Origin of the sequence: Longimicrobium sp. (assembly GCF_036388275.1) — a bacterium.
Lineage (GTDB): Bacteria > Gemmatimonadota > Gemmatimonadetes > Longimicrobiales > Longimicrobiaceae > Longimicrobium.
The window spans coordinates 137006-154050 of sequence record NZ_DASVSF010000053.1; the positions used below are offsets into that span (position 1 = coordinate 137006).

Below are 17045 nucleotides of genomic sequence, written 5' to 3' on the forward strand. Positions count from 1 at the left end.
CGGTACCTCTACTTCGACGATGACGGGGAGATGAACAGACGGGCCACGGCGGCCAGCGCGGCCACCACGCTGGCCGCGGGCGCCACGTACTCCCGGAACACCGAAACCCTGCGGTCCACGCGGATCTGGTCGCCGGAACGGACCGGGATGTCACCCACCCCGGGGACGGTGAGGTTCAGGACGCGGTCCTGGCCGCCCCGCACCAGGTGCACCCGGTCCAGCCTGCCGCGCTCCGTAACGCCCCCGGCCTGCGCGACGGCCTGCATGAGGGTGACCTCGGGCCTCACCAGCAGCAGGTCGGGCTGGCGCACCTCGCCGGCCACGGCCACCCGGAACAGCGGCACCACCAGGAACTGCGGGTTGGCCTCGAAGCGCTGCAGCACCCTTTGCACGCCCGCCTCCACCTCGGCCAGGGGCACGCCGGCGGCGCGCACCTCGCGGTAGATGGGGTGCGCGACGACGCTGTCGCCGCCCACCACGAATTCGCCGCTGAGCGCGTCGTTCTTCCACACGGTGATCCGGACCAGGTCGCCGGGGCGCAGCACCGGCGCCTCGGGAGCCGCCTGTGCGTGCAGCCGCGGCGCGGCGGCGAACACAAGGAGAACGATCAGGCCGCGCAGGGGCGCGGACCATGGAAGAAGCCGTTTCAAGGAAGCGGAATCGGAAGTGTAGGGAAAGGCACGCCACCCGGCGGGAGCGCGTAATCTAGGGCCGAACACGCGAAATGGCAACCGGTTGCGTGCTCCCGGCATCCGGTCCGGCGGCCTCGGCCGAGCCCGTCCACTCCGGAAGGGGGCGTCCCAGGAGGGCGCGCAAAAGGTCTACTTCCGCCGCAAAGAACCGCCCCAGCATGTGCACCGTCGCGGGGTCGGAGGCCACGCGGCCCTCGGACTTCACGTTCAGGCGCCCCAGCCCCAGCCCGCGCGGAAGCCCCATGCGGTCGCGCACCGCGGCGCCCCAGCGCATCACCCGGGCTACGCGCAGCGAGCGGGGGTGCTTGGCCCGGTTGCGCACGGGAAACTCCGACCGGCCGTCGTCGGGGGCGCCCAGAAACGCCAGCACGCGCCGGTATTCGCGCGCGGGGTCGTCGCGCATGTCGTCCAGCAGGATGGGAAGCACGCGGTCGCGGCCCACGCGCGCGTACAGCCGCTGCAGCTGTTCGCCCAGCGCGCACACGCTGCCGTACTGCAGGAACGCGGGCTCCTCGCACGACCGGGGGATGCCCTCGCCGCGGGCCCGCGCCTCCTGGCGGCTCCACGCCGTCTGGAAGTCGGGCGCGTCCTCGCGGCCGGTGAACACCAGGTGCTGGTACAGCGAAAGAGCCATCTGTACCGGGTTGCGCAGGCACACCACGTAGCGGGCGCCCGGGCTGTACCGCTCGATCTCGCCCACCGCGGTGCGCGAGTACAGGTACCATGTGGTGGCCTCGCCCACTGCCGCGTGCCCTTCGCCCGCCCCGGCGAAGAGAGCCTCGTACTGGGCCGGCGTCCGCACCTGCCGGTGAAGGTCGGTGCTGAAGTGGAAGGGCTCCTTGACCGGCGACACGTACACGCCGGGATTCTCGGCCAGCCAGCGGGCCAGCGAGGTGGTGCCGCACTTGGGCGCACCGATCACGAAGAAGTCGGGCCGTCTCATGGTTCCGGCGGAGATTCGGTCGAGAGGGCCGCGGCCGTGGGCCGCCGCCGCAGGAGCGCGCGGGGAGCGAAGGCGAAGGCCACCAGCCCCGTCCGGCGGTACAGGAACACCGACAGCAGGACGTTCCAGGCGACCAGCCCGAGCGCCATCGACACCGCTGCCCCCTCCATCCCGAAGCGCGGGATCAGGAGCAGGTTCAGCGCGACGTTGACGGCGGCGGCGGCGCCCAGCCCGCGCAGTGCGTCGCGTTCGTGGCCGGTCATGTTCAGCGCCAGCCCCACGGAGCCGGCGGCCACGTTGGCCAGCTCGCCGACGGCCACGATGACGAGCGCGGCGTAGGCGGGGGCGTAGCCGGCCCCGAACACCGCCGACAGCAGCTCGCGCCCCGCTCCCACGAAGAGCGCCACCGGCACCAAGGCCGTGGCCAGCGCCACCCGCGAGGTACGGGTGAGGATCCGCTGCAGGCCGTCCATGTCGCCCCGGGTGTACAGCCGCGCGATCTGCGGCCCCAGCGCCACGTTGGTGGCGTTGAGCGTAAAGGCCACCAGGGTGGCGCCCTGCAGGGCGACGCGGTACAGGGCCACGTCCTCGGTCGACGCGAACAGCCCCAGGACGAAGACGTCGAAGTGCTGGATGCACGCCTGCACCCCGGCCAGCAGCGAAAGCGGGCCCACGCTGCGCAGCCAGCCCCGGTCGTCGTACGCGGGTGCCGCCGAGTGGTACCCGGCCGGCAGCCTGCGGCGCAGCATCCAGCTGGCGGCCGCCAGCGCCACCAGCGCGGCGGCCACGTGGCTGGCCGTGGCCACCGGGGCCGTAAGCCCCCCGGGGACCAGGAGCGCGGCGGCGGCGGCCAGCAGCAGAAAGGCCGCCGGGCGGATCAGCTGCTCGGGAAGCAGCCCGGCGCCCACCGCGTGCAGGCCGCGCAGCGCCGCCCCGCGGGTGTTGCCCAGCGCCACCGCGGGCACCAGCAGCAGCGACCAGAGCACCGTCTGGCGCATGCCGCTCCCCGGCGTCTCCGGGATGAAGGGCAGCGCGGCCAGCGCGACCACGGCAAGCGCCAGCCCGAAGGCGAGCAGCCCCCGGTCGGCCCGGCGAAAGAGGCCGCGCACCAGGTCCCACCGCCCCTGCGCCTCGTACGCCGAGGTTTGCCGCACCACCAGCGTGGGCACCCCGAGCTGCAGGGGCATGGCCAGCAGCGACGCCCCCGCGAACACGAAGGCGTACACGCCGTAGCCGTCGGGCCCCATCAGCCGCGCCATCAGCGCCGCCGTGCCGATGGTCAGCGCCGTGTAGCCCAGCTTCAGCGCCAGGCTGTGCAGCGCGTTGCGCCTCATCCCCCCGCCCGGCACGCCCGCGCCCTCCAGCGCGCCGGCCCCCCGTGCACGGCCGGGAGCCGCGCCGCGGCCTTCCCCGCCCTTCACCGCTACCGCCCCCGGGCCCGCCGGCAGGCTCATGCGCGCCCGGCGTCCGCGTCCGGGACCAGGCCCCGCTCCCGGAGGAGCGCCAGCAGCGCCTCGACCGCCTCGTCCACCTCCACCCCGGCCGTGTCCAGCCGCAGCTCCGGGTTTTCGGGGGCCTCGTACGGGGCGGACACCCCCGTGAGCTCCACCACCTCGCCGGCGTCGGCCCGGGCGTACAGCCCCTTGGGGTCGCGGCGGCGAAGCTCGTCGAGCGCGCAGTCCACGTGCACCTCCAGGAAGCGGCCCTCGGGGACCAGCTGGCGGGCCCGGGCGCGGTCGTCGCGGTAGGGCGACACGAAGGTGCACAGCACCACCGAGCCCTGCTCGAAGAACAGGCGGGCCACCTCGCCCACGCGCCGGACGTTCTCGGCCCGGTCGGCGGGCGAAAAGCCCAGGTCGGCGTTCAGCCCGTGGCGCAGCTGGTCGCCGTCCAGGAGCATGGTGCGCACCCCCGCCTGGAACAGGCGCCGCTCCAGCGCCCGGGCGATGGTGCTCTTGCCCGCCCCCGACAGCCCGGTGAACCAGAGCACCGCCGCGGCGTGTCCCTGGGCCGATTCGCGCTCCTCCCGCGGAACGTTCCACTCCTCCCACACCACGCCGGGCGAAGCCGCCGGGGCGGCCGGGCGGGGGGCGAACAGCTCGTCCGCCGTCTGCACGGGGCCGCGGATCATCCCCGCGGCCACCGTGGCGTTGGTGAACGGATCGACCAGGATGAAGCTGCCCGTGGCGCGGTTCAGCTGGTACGCGTCGAAGAAGAGCGGCACCGAGGCGGTGATCTCCACCCGGCCGATGTCGTTCAGCTGGAGCCGGTCGACCTCTTCGCGGTGAAGGGTATCCACGTTCACCCGGTACACCACGCGCGACACGAGGGCCCGCGCCGATCGGGTGGTGTGCTGGACGACGTACGAAACCGACGGGTCCAGCTCCGCCTCGCCCATCCAGCACAGCATGGCGTCGAAGCGGCTGCCCACGGTGGGCAGGTTCATCCGGCGGACGATCATGTCGCCGCGCGAGATGTCGACCTCGTCCTCGGTGGTGAGCACCACCGAGTCGCCCTCGGCCGCCTCGGCGAGGCGGCCGTCCATGGTCTCGATGGCGGCGACCCGGGTGGTCTTTCCCGAGGGAAGCACCACCACCTCTTCGCCCGGCGTGATGGTGCCCGACGCCACCTTTCCCGCGAAGCCGCGGAAGTCCTGGTGGGGGCGCACCACGTACTGCACGGGAAAGCGGAAGTCGACCAGGTTGCGGTCGGCGCCCACGTTCACGTTTTCCAGGTGGTGGAGCAGCGTGGCCCCGTCGTACCAGGCAAGGCGCTCGCTCTTGGAAACGATGTTGTCGCCGTGCAGCGCCGAGATGGGAATGAAGGTGAGGTCGGTGATCCCCAGCTTTTCGGCGAAGGCGGTGTAGTCGGCCACGATCTCGTCGTACACGTCGCGGCTGAAATCCACCAGGTCCATCTTGTTGACGGCCACCACCACGTGCGGAATGCGCAGCAGCGAGGCGATGAAGCCGTGGCGCCGCGACTGCGTGAGCACGCCGCGGCGCGCGTCGACCAGCACGATGGCCAGCTCGGCGGTGGACGCCCCCGTCACCATGTTGCGCGTGTACTGCACGTGCCCCGGGGTGTCGGCGATGATGAACTTGCGCCGCGGGGTGGCGAAATACCGGTACGCCACGTCGATGGTGATGTTCTGCTCACGCTCGGCCCGCAGGCCGTCCGTGAGCAGGGCGAGGTTCAGGTACAGCTCGCCCCGGCGGCGGCTGGCGCCCTCGATGGCCTCGAGCTGGTCCTCGAAGATGGACTTGGTGTCGTACAGCAGGCGGCCGATCAGCGTGCTCTTGCCGTCGTCCACGCTTCCCGCGGTGGTCAGCCGCAGCAGGTCCATCTCCCGGTACTGCCGGGCGGCCTGCTCCCACGCGCCGTCTGCGCCCGCCGGAGCGGTTTCGTTCAGCACCTGCATCAGAAGTACCCCTGCCGCTTGCGGTCTTCCATGGCGGCCTCGGAGCGCCGGTCGTCGGCTCGCCCGCCCCGCTCGGTCACCCGGGCCGCGGCGATCTCCACGATGATCTCCTCCACCGACGCCGCCGCCGATTCCACCGCGCCCGTGCAGGTGGCGTCGCCGACGGTGCGGAAGCGTACGGTGCGCTCCTCGGCGGTTTCGCCGGCCTCGAGCGTCACCCAGGGCGAGCGCGCCAGCCACTGGCCGTCGCGCATGATCACGTCGCGCCGGTGCGAAAAGTACAGCGAGGGCACGGCGATGCGTTCGCGGGCGATGTACTGCCACACGTCCATCTCCGTCCAGTTCGAAAGCGGGAACACCCGGAAGTTCTCGCCCGGCGCCTTGCGGCCGTTGTACAGGCTCCACAGCTCGGGGCGCTGGTTGCGCGGGTCCCACTGCCCGAAGGCGTCGCGGTGGCTGAAGAAGCGCTCCTTGGCGCGCGCCTTTTCCTCGTCGCGGCGCCCCCCGCCGAAGGCCGCGTCCACCTTGAGCTCGCGAAGCGCGTCGAGGAGGGTGACGGTCTGCAGGGCGTTGCGGCTGGCCCCGGGACCCGTTTCCTCGGCGCAGCGGCCCTGGTCGATGGAGTCCTGGACATAGCGCACCACCAGGCCGGCCCCAGTCTCGGCGGCCAGCCAGTCGCGGAAGTCGATGGTTTCGGGGAAGTTGTGCCCCGTGTCGATGTGCAGCAGCGGAAAGGGAAAGGGTGCGGGCCAGAAGGCCTTGCGGGCCAGGTGCACCATGACGATGGAGTCCTTGCCCCCGGAAAACAGCAGGTGGGGGCGCTCGAACTGCGCGGCCACCTCGCGCATCACGTGAATGGCCTCCGACTCGAGCAGGTCGAGGTGGCTCTTTCGGTACGAGGCCGGGAACGAGGCGGCGGGCGCCTGCTCCTCGCCGGCGGGATCCTTGATCAGCGTAGCTTGCATGGACGGCACGACCTGACGGAAATCAGAACGAAAGAAGGGCCGCTCGCCTACGGCGAGGAGGCCAGCGCGGGCTCGGCGGCGCCGGTACCCACGTTTTCGGCGTACCAGGGCAGCGCCCTGGCGAGCCCCGAGCGGGGGGTGTGCTCCGGCCGGTACCCCAGCCGCGTGCGGGCCTTGGAGATGTCGGCCTGCGAGTGGCGGATGTCACCGGCGCGGAAGTCGCCGTACTCGGGGCGGGCGCCGGCTACCTCGGGGCGGTACGGCACCAGGCTGTCCCGGATCATGCCGAACAGCTGGTTGAGCGTGGTGCGCTCGCCGAAGGCCACGTTGTACACCTCGCCCGTGACCCCTTCACCCGTGGCGAAGGCGGCCAGCAGGTTGGCCTGCACCACGTCGTCGACGTAGCAGAAGTCGCGGCTGGTTTCGCCGTCGCCCAGGATGACGCAGCGCCGGCCGGACAGCAGCTCGCCCACCCAGCGGGGGATCACGGCGGCGTACGCCCCCTCCGGGTCCTGCCGGGGGCCGAAGACGTTGAAGTACCGCAGCCCCACCGTGCCCAGGCCGTAGGTGCGCTCGAACACGCCCGCGTACAGCTCGTTGACGTACTTGGTGACGGCGTAGGGCGAAAGCGGCCGGCCGACGGAGTCCTCGACCTTGGCCGGCTGCGGGTCGTCTCCGTAGGCGGCGCTCGACGCCGCATACACGAACCGGCGCACTCCCGCGTCACGCGCGGCCACCAGCATGTGCAGGAAGCCGTCGACGTTGACCTGGTTGGCGGTCAGGGGGTCGTCTACCGAAAGGGGGACGGAACCGAGTGCCGCCTGATGCAGCACCACCTCCACCCCCGCACACGCCTCGCGGCAGACCTCGAGCGAGCGGATGTCGCCCTCCACGAAGCGGAACCGCGACCACCCCTCTTCGCCGACGATGTGGCGTACGTCGTCGAGGTTGCGGCGATGCCCCGTGGCGAAGTTGTCGAGGCCCACCACGTGCTGTCCCAACCCCAGCAGCTGCTCGACCAGGTTGGAGCCGATGAACCCGGCGCAGCCGGTGACGAGCCACCGGCGCGGCTCTTCGCGAAGGCGGGACACCACGCTTTCAAAGCCTTCCATTGACCCTATCGTCGTGGGTACTGCCGGAGGGCAGCGCCGGGACATTCGGCGGATGAACACAGAGGCGGCGCAGGGCCCCCGTTGAGAGGCCGAGCCCGCCACATGAAAACCCGGGAGGTCGGCAGGAGCCGCCTGGGACGCCGCGCGCCCCGGAGGGGCGGGCCGTCCAGGCGTACAAGATAAACCGGCCCGGTGCGCGCGGGCAAGTGCACGGCGCGCGTACAGGGCCACTCGTGGACCGGGGAAGACGGCCGCGTCTCGTTGGGCAAGCCCTGCGGCGGAGCCGGTCGACCCGCGACGCAGGCCCGTGCGGAACGGAGTGCCGTCGGATGGCAGTGGATCGGGGCGTTTCCGCGCGTATTCCTGCAAGGCGGCCCTGCCCGGGCCGCACTCCCCCGCTTCCCGTGACCTCTCGTCCGGAGCCGTCCCATGATCCACCGTCGCGAGTTCTTTTCCCGTGGGGCCGGCGCGCTCGGCGCCCTGGCCCTGGCGCCCGTGGCCGCCGCGGAGCGGATGAGGGCCGGCCTTGCCGCGAACGACTGGGCGGCGTCGGAGCTGCCGGCACTGGGACCGGGGTCGGACCCGGCGCGGCTGGCGGAGGACGAGCGGTTCTGGGCCGGCGTGCGCCGCGCCTACACGCTGCAGCCGGACGTGCTGAACCTGGACCACGGGTGGACGAACCCGGCCCCGCGCGATGCCGTGGACGAGCTGGTGCGCGGCGCGCGGGCCCTGGAGGCGCTGCCGGCCGAGCAGCTGCCGAAGTTGTGGGAGGAGGTCGCCAACACCGCCGTGCGCCAGGCCCTGGCTGAAGCCATGGGCGTGCCGCCGGGGGAGATCGCCCTCGTGAGGAACGCCACGGAGGCGCTGGACACGGTGCTGCTCGGCATTCCCCTGCGCGAGGGCGACGAGATCGTCTGCTCGGCGCACGACTACTATGCGATGCTGGATGCGCTGGAGCAGCGGCGCGCGCGCGACGGCGTGGTGCTGCGCATGCTCCGGCCGCCGGTGCCCGCCCCGTCGCTGGACGCGCTGGCGGAGATGTACGAGGCGGCGATGGGGCCTCGCACCCGCCTGGTGCTGCTGACGCACCCCAGCAACCTTACGGGGCAGCTGCTTCCCGTGGGGCGCATCGCCGCGGCGGCCCACCGCGTCGGCGCCGAGGTGGTGGTGGACGGCGCGCAGTCGCTGGGGCTGCTGGAGGACCCCGTGTCCGCGCTGGACTGCGACTACTATGGCGCCAGCGCGCACAAGTGGCTGGGCACTCCGGTGGGGATGGGGGTGCTGTGGATGCGGCCCGCGCACGTTTCCAAGGTGTGGCCCCTCGTCCCCCCCGCGCCGCACGTGACGGGAATGGGGCGCTTCGAGTGGATCGGCACGACGCCGGCGTACGTGGAGCCGGCGTCGCTCCCCGCCCTGGCGCTCCATCGAACGCTTGGGGCGGCGCGCAAGGCGGCGCGGCTGCGGTACCTGTCCTCGTACTGGCGCGCGCGGGCCGCCGCCGCCCTGCCGAATGCGCGCTTCTACACCGGCGACGACCCGTCGATGGGCCTCGGGCTGACGGTGATCGAAGTCCCTGGAATGGACCCGCAGGAGATCCAGAAGCGGCTCCGGCAGCCCGACCGCATCCTGGTGCAGGCGATGGCGGGCAATGCGCGCGCGCCGGAAATCCGCGGCGTGCGCGTGAGCCCGAACGTCTACACCACGCCCGCCGAGCTGGACCGTTTCGTGGCGGCGCTGGCCCGCGTGGCCGCGGGATAGCGTCGACGGAAAGGCATCGTGCACGGCTGTACGCAGAACGCCCCGGCTTTCACCGGGGCGTTCCGCGTACAAGGATGAAGGAGCTGATCAGGCAGTTCATCAGCCGTGCCCGGAAGGAGGCCGGGGGTAGCGTCGGCATTCTAGCACCACCTGATCCAACCTGATGCAAACATCGTGCACCGTCCACTGAGGCTCACGCGGCGGATACCAAGTCTTCCGCCAAGCGCCTTGCGCGCAGTGACACACGACACATACACTCACATTACCGGCACGTTCTTGTGGATGCGGCGCACGCGAGGACTGCTCGCCTGAACGCCTGCCCGCCGCACGCGTGCCCCTCCTTTCATCCCCAGCCGGAAAAGGTCTCCATGCGCTACCGTACGCTCGGAATGGTCGCAGGATTGGTCGCGGCGCTCGCCGCCACCGCGAGTTCGGCACCCGCCGCTCCGGAAACGGCGCGAGCCAGCCAGTTCGCTACGACGCTTTCGGTCACCATGTCGTGCCACATCGACGGCCAGACGTGCGAGGCCACGGCGTCCGGCGGCAGCGGCGAGTACAGCTTCGAGTGGTCGTGGCCGTTTCAGGAGCAGTACGATGCCGACGGCGTGAGCGGCGGCGACATCACCTGCTATCCGTACTGGGGATGGCGCACCGTCTCCGTGACCGTCACTGACAGCTGGAACGGGACGAGCACGGATAGCACGTACTTCTTCTGCCCGGCCTGAGGCGCACCAGGTCGCGGATGCAACCAACTGGGACGGGCCCTCTCGCCGCAATGCGAGGGGGCCCGTCTTCCGTTCCTGCGACGCTGCCGCGCCGCGACGCGGATACTCTAGAGTGACGGCTGTGTGACGGGCGGGCCACCCGCCCGCCGGGCACGATCCGCGCAATCCCGAGCACCGCTGCTGGAGGCTGGAGGGCGCGCAGAGAGCGCCACCCCTCCGCCTCGTACGTTCCCGGACGATTTCGGACAGAGGAGACCCGCCGTGCATCCCCCGCTGACAGATGTAGAAGTGCGTATCCTCGGCTCGCTCCTGGAGAAGGAGGTCACGACGCCCGACAACTACCCGCTTTCCCTGAACGCGCTCCTGGCCGCGTGCAACCAGACGACCAACCGCGAGCCGGTAATGCGGCTGGACGAGGACGCGCTGGTGCCGGCGACGGTCGCGCTCCGCCACCGTGGGCTGCTGCGGCAGATCCAGCGGGCGGGGTCGCGGGTGACCAAGTTCGAGCACCGGCTGGACGAAGAGCTGAGGCTCGTACGGCCCGAGCTCGCCGTGCTGGGCGTGCTCATGCTGCGCGGACCGCAGACGCCGGGCGAGCTGTACGCGCGCACCGAGCGGCTGCATCCGTTCGCCGACCTCACCGACCTGGAGAACTTGCTGGAATCGCTGATCGCGCGGGAGCCAGAGCCCCTCGTCGCGCGGCTCGCCCGCCGCCCGGGGCAGAAGGAGGTCCGCTACGCGCACCTGCTGGGCGGCGAGCCGGCGCAGGCGGAGGCGTCCGCGGCGGAGGAAGAGCGGCCCGTCGCCACCCGCCGCGCCGGTCCGGAGGACGACCGTGTCGCCGCGCTGGAGCGTACCGTGGAGGAGCTCCGGGCCGAAGTCACGGCGCTGCGCGCCGATCTCGAAGCATTCCGCTCCCAATTCCAGTAAGGACGCGCATGAAGATGCGCGCACCGACGAACCCGACCGCCACCGCGGACGACATCCGCGCGCGCCTCCAGGCGCTGGGCGATCCCGAGCACGCGCGGTTCGTCGCGGGCTACTTCCGCACGGGGCCGGGCGAGTATGCCGAGGGAGACCAGTTTCTCGGCATTCGGGTGCCCGTGCTGCGCGGGCTGGTACGCGAGTACCGCGGGCTGCCGCTGGAGCGCACGGCGGAGCTGCTGCGCTCCCCCTGGCACGAGGCGCGGCTGCTCGCCTGCCTGCTGCTCGCGGACGCCTACTCGCGAGGCGATGAGGTCGCGCGCGAGGCCATCTACCGCCTGTACCTGGCGAGCACGGAGTACATCAACAACTGGGACCTGGTGGATACGTCCGCGCCGCACGTGGTCGGCGCGCACCTGCAGGCGGGGGACCGCACGGTGCTGGACGAGTTGGCGCGGTCCGACTCGCTGTGGGAGCGGCGGATCGCCATCCTCGCCACGCAGCACTTCATCCGCGATAACGATTTCGGCACCACGCTGAAGATCGCGGAGATGCTGGTGGATGACCGGCACGACCTGATCCACAAGGCCGTCGGCTGGATGCTGCGCGAGGTGGGCAACCGCGACCGCGCCGCGGAAGAGGCGTTCCTCCGCCGGCACCACCGCACGATGCCCCGCACGATGCTGCGCTACGCCATCGAGAAGTTTCCGCCCGACCTGCGCGCGGCCTACCTTCGGCCCGTGCCGGGGAAACGGGAAGCGGGCGATCGGGAACCCTGACCGGGGGCGGGCGCAGAGCGCCTCGCGCTTGATCCCGTACGCGCGGACGTCTTGGGAACGTGCGCGCCAGCGACTGGGCCACCGCCCATTGAACGAGTCTGCCCGTGTCCGTCCGCGCACCTGCTTCGCACGGCCGTCGATTCCCTGTTCCCCCGCTGAAAGCAACGAGCCCCCGAGGCGCGTGCGCGCATCGGGGGCTCGTGCGGAAATGAACCGTCAGCTTGGGACGGGCTCGGGGTCCGTGGAGAGCTCGTACAGGCGGCCGCCCACCCCCTCCAGCACCGCGTCCGTGAACGCGATGGCGTGAACGGACGAGTACGAGGTGTAGAAGCTCTCGATCTTCGCGCCAAGCGAGGAGTCGCGGCCCTGCAGCTGGCGCAGCATGACCCATGGCTTGCGGTTCGGCCAGAACCGCTGAGCCGCGCACCAGAAGCGCAGCGCCTCCAGCACCATAAAGCCGGCAAGCACGCGTGCCTCCAAACTGTCCTCGGCCATGTCCTCCAGGTCGAGCACGATGTTGGTGATCGCGTAGCGCTGCCGCTGGAAGAACTTGGGGCCGGGCTCCGCCGGCCCCGCCCGGAAGCGCTCCTCCGCGTCACGCTTGAGCGCCGTGGCCTCGCCCGTCCGGTCGAACAGCAGCTCGCCCGTGGCGAACGCATCGATCATGGCGGGGTTTCCCTTTTCGATGTCCTCGCGCCAGTGTTGCAGGGGCCCCACCTGCAGCTGCACCTCCACGCCGTTGATCATGCGGCTCCGCTTCCAGTACTCGGTGCCGTTCGTAAGAGCGAGGACGTCCAGGTCGGACTTGGGCTTGGCCTCGCCGCGTGGCGCCGAGCCGAAGCAGAGGAGCGCGATCACCTCCTCGCGGGCGAGCATCTCGTCGTGCACCGCCGCCAGCCCCGGCCTGAAGCGCGCCTCCATGGCCGGCGGAAAGGCGATCTGGCCGTCTTCGGCGGGAGCGATCGCGAAAACCGGTACGGACTCAGTGGCAACACTCATCGGCTCGACCGTCTCAGGCTGGGGTAGGTGTACGGCGGGGCTCGCCGGGGCCGGGGATAGACGTTTCCGCAGGCGCGTCCGCTCGGATTGCGACAGGACGCGAGCCTGCGGCGCGTTCGGCGGGCTCCAACACATGGATAACCTGCCCCACCATTCCCGTCAAGCATCATGGGAACGGATGACGCCACCGCCCGGACAGGACGCGCCCCTTCCCGGGCCGCGCACCGAAAGCTGGTGCGCCGCCATCCCGACGCACGGGGCGGGCGCGCCGTGGCCGCCCCGCTGCGCCGCCCGGCAGACGCGGGAGACGCCCCAGGGCGAGCGGCAGCGCCGGGTTCCGCTCCCCGCGTACCCTGTCCAGCGCCTTTCGTCGCACTGCACGGGGAGACGGAGACGGCCGCAGCGCGGGTGTGGGAGGAGATGCTCGGCGTGGGCCCGTGGGCGCGGACGACGATTTCCTCGCGCTCGGCGGCGACTCGCTGCTGGCGGCGCAGCTCATCTCCCGCGTGCGCGAGTGCCTGGGTGCGGAGCTGCCGGTGCGCACCCTGTACGAGACGCTCGCCCCAGTTGGCGTTGCTTTCGCCTTCCAGCTGAACGCTGGGCGGTTGGACAGCAGCGAGCGTTAGATTGCGATCTGGCGATTGTCAGAAGAAAGGCGCTCCACACGGACCAGACCGCCACAGAACTGGCTGACCAGAGACACCGCTTCGGAAAGGGCTTCATCCAGAACATCATGGCCTACGATGCGTGACAAACAATCAATGTCGATGATGGCGTTCTTCGTGTCTGCGGAAACGGCGGTGGTTTGTCCACCACGACTGTTCCAAGCGCGGCAAACGACTGTGTTTTGACCGGAATCCAGTAGAATCACCTCACCTGAAACAACACCTGTCGCCGTGTCTTTCCCAAATGGAAGGAAGCTTTCCTCGCCTGTGGCAGCCGTCAACATCAGATCGCCTGTGACACGGCCGGTGTCGAAGACCCCACAGGGCATCATGTACTTTACCGCGATGATGTTGGAAATGGCAACCAGGGGGGAAATGAAGGGGATCCGCTCGGCGTCGCCCTTCTTGAGCCGTTTGAGCAGGGTGCCATGACCGGGATGTATCCGCTCGCCGCGCGGCAAAGGAAACGTCTTGTACGTTTCCTCCCAAGCAGTGATTCGAGGATCCGTCGTTGTTCTACCACCATCTTCCGCAGCCTGGTACATTTCCCCCCTGAATAGAGAGCCTAAACGCTCGTGCTGACCAGAATTATCCAGGTTCTCGATCACTACGATACCCCGAACGAATTCCGGGACATCGCGGAACACCTCCGAATCGATGGTATACCTCAATTTTGCCACCTGTCCTTTGCTTCGAAGTAATGATCGATCAAATGACGGTTGTACTCTTCGATCTTCTCCGGGCGGTTGAATTTCTCACCAAAGTGGAGATTATATGCGTTGAACCACTCTCGCGAGTTCTTGACGAATAGTATGTCGTGGACGGCCATGTGCCGAATTGCGATCAGGGCGACCGGTGATTGAGAAACCAGGAATCCGCGATTGTATACACTTGCTTCTTTACAGTTCTTGTGGAACTGACCGATCATCAAACCGCTTTCAACGAACACGGATTTTACACTCTCATGCACGATGTCCAGTACCCGGCCCTGGTTGTCTGGAAGGGAAGGAAAGACGAGTAGCAAAGATTTCCGTGTGCAATCCCCTGGCGCGAACGGACCGAGCTTTTTGAAGGTCCTGATGTATTCCAGCACCAGACTTTCGATCTGCCCCGCGTCTTTTCCTGAAATTTCGGGGTGAAGAGAAAGATAGAAAGAGTTGTTGTCCAAGGATGGCCCGACGAACGGGCACACCACCTTGCTTCCAACTGGTCTTTTCATCTGAGGGTTTTCTGTTGCCAAAAACTCCCGCGCCCACTGAATGACCGTCGATGCGACCTGAATCATTTCGGGGTTGAGGAGTGCTGCAGGCATTTTGCGTTCGCAGGAGGGGGAGACAAACGTATCGCGACATCCCAGGCTAACGACCGTATCGGAAGGTGTCAACCTTTTCTCGATATCGCTTGATCGGTGCGTTCGGCTCCGCTCCGGGTAGACGCCCTGAACGATACCGCCGACAGGCTGGTGACGAACTCGCCGTTCACCGAGGGGGCTTCGGGATGGGGGAGTGAAGCGTCCGTTCCTCCGCTGTGTCGGTGGGGTGAACTTCTCCGATGTACCAGGCCGCGGCTCGTGCGCGTGGCCCGCCGGTGCTGCTGTGCGGGGCGCGCCCTCGTCCCGTCGGTCCAGCGAACCTTCGGCGCGTCCGCGAGCATGATGCCGTTCGGAGCCCGCGCCGACGCTTCGGCCCGTTCGCGGAGTGGCGCGGGAGTATCGATCCGAAACGAGTCTCGGGGTCAGCGGGCGGCGAGGACGGCGGGGAGGGCGGCGAGAATGCGGCCGGCGTCGGCGGGGGCGAGGGGGCGGGAGAAGAGAAAGCCCTGGCCCAGGCGGCAGCCCATGCGGTGCAGCGCGCGGGCGTCCTCGTCCGTCTCCACCCCCTCGGCCACGGTGTCCAGCCGCAGCGAGTCGCTGAGCGAGATCACCGTCTGGATCACGGCCTGCAGGGCGGGATCGGTGTGCATCTGGTGCACGAACGAGCGGTCGATCTTGAGCGTGTCCAGCGGCAGCCGGTGCAGGTAGGCCAGCGACGAGTACCCCGTCCCGAAGTCGTCCAGCGCCATCCGGATCCCCGAGTCGCGCAGCCGCCGCAGCACCTGGGTGACGGTGGCGGGGTCGTCCATGATCACGCTTTCCGTGATCTCCAGCCGCAGCCGGTCGGGCGGAAAGCCCGTCTCGGCCAGCACGCCATGAATCTCCTGCACCAGCCGCGGGTGCAGGAACTGGCGGCTGCTCAGGTTCACGCTCAGCCACAGCCGGTGCGCTTCGGGGTACGCGCCCCGCCACTCCTGCATCTGCCGGCACCCCTCGCGCAGGGCCCAGCCCCCCACGGGCATGATCATCCCGGTCTGCTCGGCCAGCGGGATGAACGCCTCGGGCCCGATCAGTCCGCGCCCGGGGTGCTGCCAGCGCAGAAGCGCCTCGAACCCCACCAGCTCGCGCGACTCCATCACCACGATGGGCTGAAAGTGCAGCCGCAGCTCCCCGTTCTCCACCGCCTCGCGCAGCTGGCTCTCGAGCTCCAGCTGCGACAGCGAGTGCGCGTGCAGCTCCGCGTCGGCGATCTCCACCCGCGCGCGGCCGCGGGCCTTGGCGCGGTACATGGCCGCGTCGGCATCGCGCAGCACGTCCACCGGGCGCGAAAAGCCGGTAGAGCTGATGGCGATCCCCAGGCTCGCCGTCACCAGCAGCTGCTGGCCGGCCACCTCGAAGGGCGCCTGCAGCTCGTGCTGCACCCGGTGCGCGGCCACGGCGGGCTCGTCGGTGTCTTCCAGCAGCAGCGCGAACTCGTCCCCGCCCAGCCGGGCCACGCTGTCGCCCGCGCGCAGGCAGCGCAGCAGCCGCTCGGCGACCGCCTGCAGCACCTGGTCCGCCGCCAGGTGGCCCACGCGGTCGTTGATGACCTTGAAGCGGTCCAGGTCCAGGAAGATGACGGCGAACTGGCGCTCCGGGTGGCGGTGCGTGTGGGCGATGGCCCGCTCCAGCCGGTCCAGGAAGAGCGCGCGGTTGGGCAGCCCCGTCAGCGAATCGTGAAGGGCGTCGTGCACCAGCTGCTCTTCGAAGCGCTTGCGCTGGCTGATGTCGGTCTGCGACCCCGCCATCCGCACGATGGCGCCGCGCGAGTCCGTCACCCACACGCCGCGCACCAGCACCCACCGCCAGCTGCCGTCGCTGTGCCGCACCCGGTGCTCGCTCTCGAACAGGCCGTCTGCCCCCTGGCCGCGGCGAAAGAGGTCGGCGTCCACCCGCGCGCGGTCGTCGGGGTGAATGCGGCCGAACCACGCCGCCGGGTCGCTGCCGATCTCGCCGTCCGCGCACCCCACGATCTCCTTCCAGCGCGGGGACAGGTACAGCGCGCCGCGGCGCAGGTCCCAGTCCCACAATCCGTCGTGCGCCCCCTGCGCGGCCAGGGCGTAGCGCTCCTCGCTGGCGGCGATCTCGCGCTCGGCCCGCAGCCGGTTGCGGACGACGACGTAGAACAGCACCAGGATGACCACCAGGTAGCTGCCGAAGAGCAGCGGGCTCACCCGCGGCTCGGGGATGCGCGCGGCCACCAGCGCCACCCCCGCCATGGTCGCGGCGCCGTAGGCCGCCAGCGCGCGGGTGCTGCGAAGGACGGCGCTGATGATGGCGGAGATGACCACCAGCCCCAGCGCGTACTCCGGCGCGAAGTCGTTCATCCCCAGCAGCACCACCACCCACGCGGTGATGACGCCGAACAGCGTGTAGACGGCGGGAATGAACCCGGGCCGCCCCGGGATGAACGACATCGCCGCCACCACCAGGCACACCCCGGCGACGCCGAAGCGGTAGCTCCAGGGGTCGTGCGCCTGCGGCAGCACCACGCGGTACACGTATCCAAACCCCACCACCGCCACCGACCCCAGCACGGCCAACCAGCGCACCGTCAGCACGTCCTTGTCGGGAAGCTGCGCGCGCCGGCGTTCCGCACCCGACGGCTGGGCGTCGTCGTTCACGGCAGCCAGGGGTCCCTCACGGCGGCAGGCGGCACCAGCCCGGCCGGCGGGTCCGATCTCTCGGAGATGGCGGTGGAGAAGAGTTCG

The 17045-nt window shown here is 70.0% G+C and carries 15 protein-coding genes; 5 read left to right on the forward strand and 10 right to left on the reverse strand.

Going from position 1 to position 17045, the window contains the following annotated elements; translation table 11 throughout:
- Positions 1-8 precede the first annotated feature (8 nt).
- The 6 genes from VF632_RS10960 to VF632_RS10985 form a co-directional block, all read right to left on the reverse strand.
- Entirely contained in the window at positions 9-650 is a 642-nt protein-coding gene (locus tag VF632_RS10960) for a polysaccharide biosynthesis/export family protein (protein WP_331022926.1), read from the reverse strand.
- 55 nt (positions 651-705) lie between these two features.
- Positions 706-1635 carry a sulfotransferase gene (locus VF632_RS10965; protein WP_331022927.1) on the reverse strand — a complete coding sequence of 310 codons (930 nt, stop codon included), beginning with the start codon at positions 1633-1635 and terminating at the stop codon, positions 706-708.
- A complete protein-coding gene (locus tag VF632_RS10970) occupies positions 1632-3089 on the reverse strand; it encodes a lipopolysaccharide biosynthesis protein (RefSeq protein WP_331022928.1) in 1458 nt (485 codons plus the stop codon). The genes VF632_RS10965 and VF632_RS10970 overlap by 4 nt, the downstream gene beginning before the upstream one ends.
- Complete coding sequence (gene cysN / locus VF632_RS10975; protein ID WP_349263990.1) at positions 3086-4981, reverse strand: sulfate adenylyltransferase subunit CysN; 1896 nt, start codon at positions 4979-4981, stop codon at positions 3086-3088. Before cysN ends, VF632_RS10970 begins: the two co-directional genes overlap by 4 nt.
- Positions 4982-5055: 74 nt before the next feature.
- Positions 5056-6021, reverse strand: coding sequence for a sulfate adenylyltransferase subunit CysD (gene cysD, locus VF632_RS10980; RefSeq protein ID WP_331022930.1), 966 nt, complete (start codon positions 6019-6021; stop codon positions 5056-5058).
- 47 nt (positions 6022-6068) lie between these two features.
- Complete coding sequence (locus VF632_RS10985) at positions 6069-7133, reverse strand: SDR family oxidoreductase (RefSeq protein ID WP_331022931.1); 1065 nt, start codon at positions 7131-7133, stop codon at positions 6069-6071.
- A gap of 429 nt (positions 7134-7562) precedes the next feature.
- On the opposite strand from VF632_RS10985, the gene VF632_RS10990 reads away from it, so the two are divergent.
- The 4 genes from VF632_RS10990 (at position 7563) to VF632_RS11005 (ending at position 11319) form a co-directional block, all read left to right on the forward strand.
- The gene (locus VF632_RS10990; RefSeq protein WP_331022932.1) at positions 7563-8891 is read left to right on the forward strand and encodes an aminotransferase class V-fold PLP-dependent enzyme; all 1329 of its coding nucleotides are present in this window, start codon (positions 7563-7565) and stop codon (positions 8889-8891) included.
- A 368-nt stretch (positions 8892-9259) separates the two neighbouring features.
- Positions 9260-9616: a hypothetical protein gene (locus VF632_RS10995; RefSeq protein ID WP_331022933.1), complete on the forward strand. Its 357-nt coding sequence runs from the start codon at positions 9260-9262 to the stop codon at positions 9614-9616.
- Between the two features lie 261 nt (positions 9617-9877).
- Positions 9878-10546, forward strand: coding sequence for a YceH family protein (locus VF632_RS11000; RefSeq protein ID WP_331022934.1), 669 nt, complete (start codon positions 9878-9880; stop codon positions 10544-10546).
- A gap of 8 nt (positions 10547-10554) precedes the next feature.
- Positions 10555-11319: a DNA alkylation repair protein gene (locus VF632_RS11005; RefSeq protein ID WP_331022935.1), complete on the forward strand. Its 765-nt coding sequence runs from the start codon at positions 10555-10557 to the stop codon at positions 11317-11319.
- A gap of 216 nt (positions 11320-11535) precedes the next feature.
- Here VF632_RS11005 and VF632_RS11010 read toward each other — a convergent pair whose 3' ends face one another.
- Positions 11536-12318 (reverse strand): nucleotidyltransferase domain-containing protein, encoded by a 783-nt coding sequence (locus VF632_RS11010; protein WP_331022936.1) that lies wholly within the window; start codon positions 12316-12318, stop codon positions 11536-11538.
- 437 nt (positions 12319-12755) lie between these two features.
- Between VF632_RS11010 and VF632_RS11015 the strand changes: the two genes are divergently transcribed.
- Entirely contained in the window at positions 12756-12944 is a 189-nt protein-coding gene (locus tag VF632_RS11015) for a phosphopantetheine-binding protein (RefSeq protein ID WP_331022937.1), read from the forward strand.
- Here the strand turns inward: VF632_RS11015 and VF632_RS11020 are convergent.
- The 3 genes from VF632_RS11020 to VF632_RS11030 form a co-directional block, all read right to left on the reverse strand.
- Positions 12941-13654, reverse strand: a complete 714-nt coding sequence (locus tag VF632_RS11020; RefSeq protein WP_331022938.1) for a B3/B4 domain-containing protein — start codon at positions 13652-13654, stop codon at positions 12941-12943. The genes VF632_RS11015 and VF632_RS11020 overlap by 4 nt on opposite strands.
- Positions 13651-14295: a DUF6875 domain-containing protein gene (locus tag VF632_RS11025; protein WP_331022939.1), complete on the reverse strand. Its 645-nt coding sequence runs from the start codon at positions 14293-14295 to the stop codon at positions 13651-13653. Before VF632_RS11025 ends, VF632_RS11020 begins: the two co-directional genes overlap by 4 nt.
- 422 nt (positions 14296-14717) lie before the next feature.
- Entirely contained in the window at positions 14718-16958 is a 2241-nt protein-coding gene (locus VF632_RS11030) for a putative bifunctional diguanylate cyclase/phosphodiesterase (RefSeq protein WP_331022940.1), read from the reverse strand.
- Positions 16959-17045 lie beyond the last annotated feature (87 nt).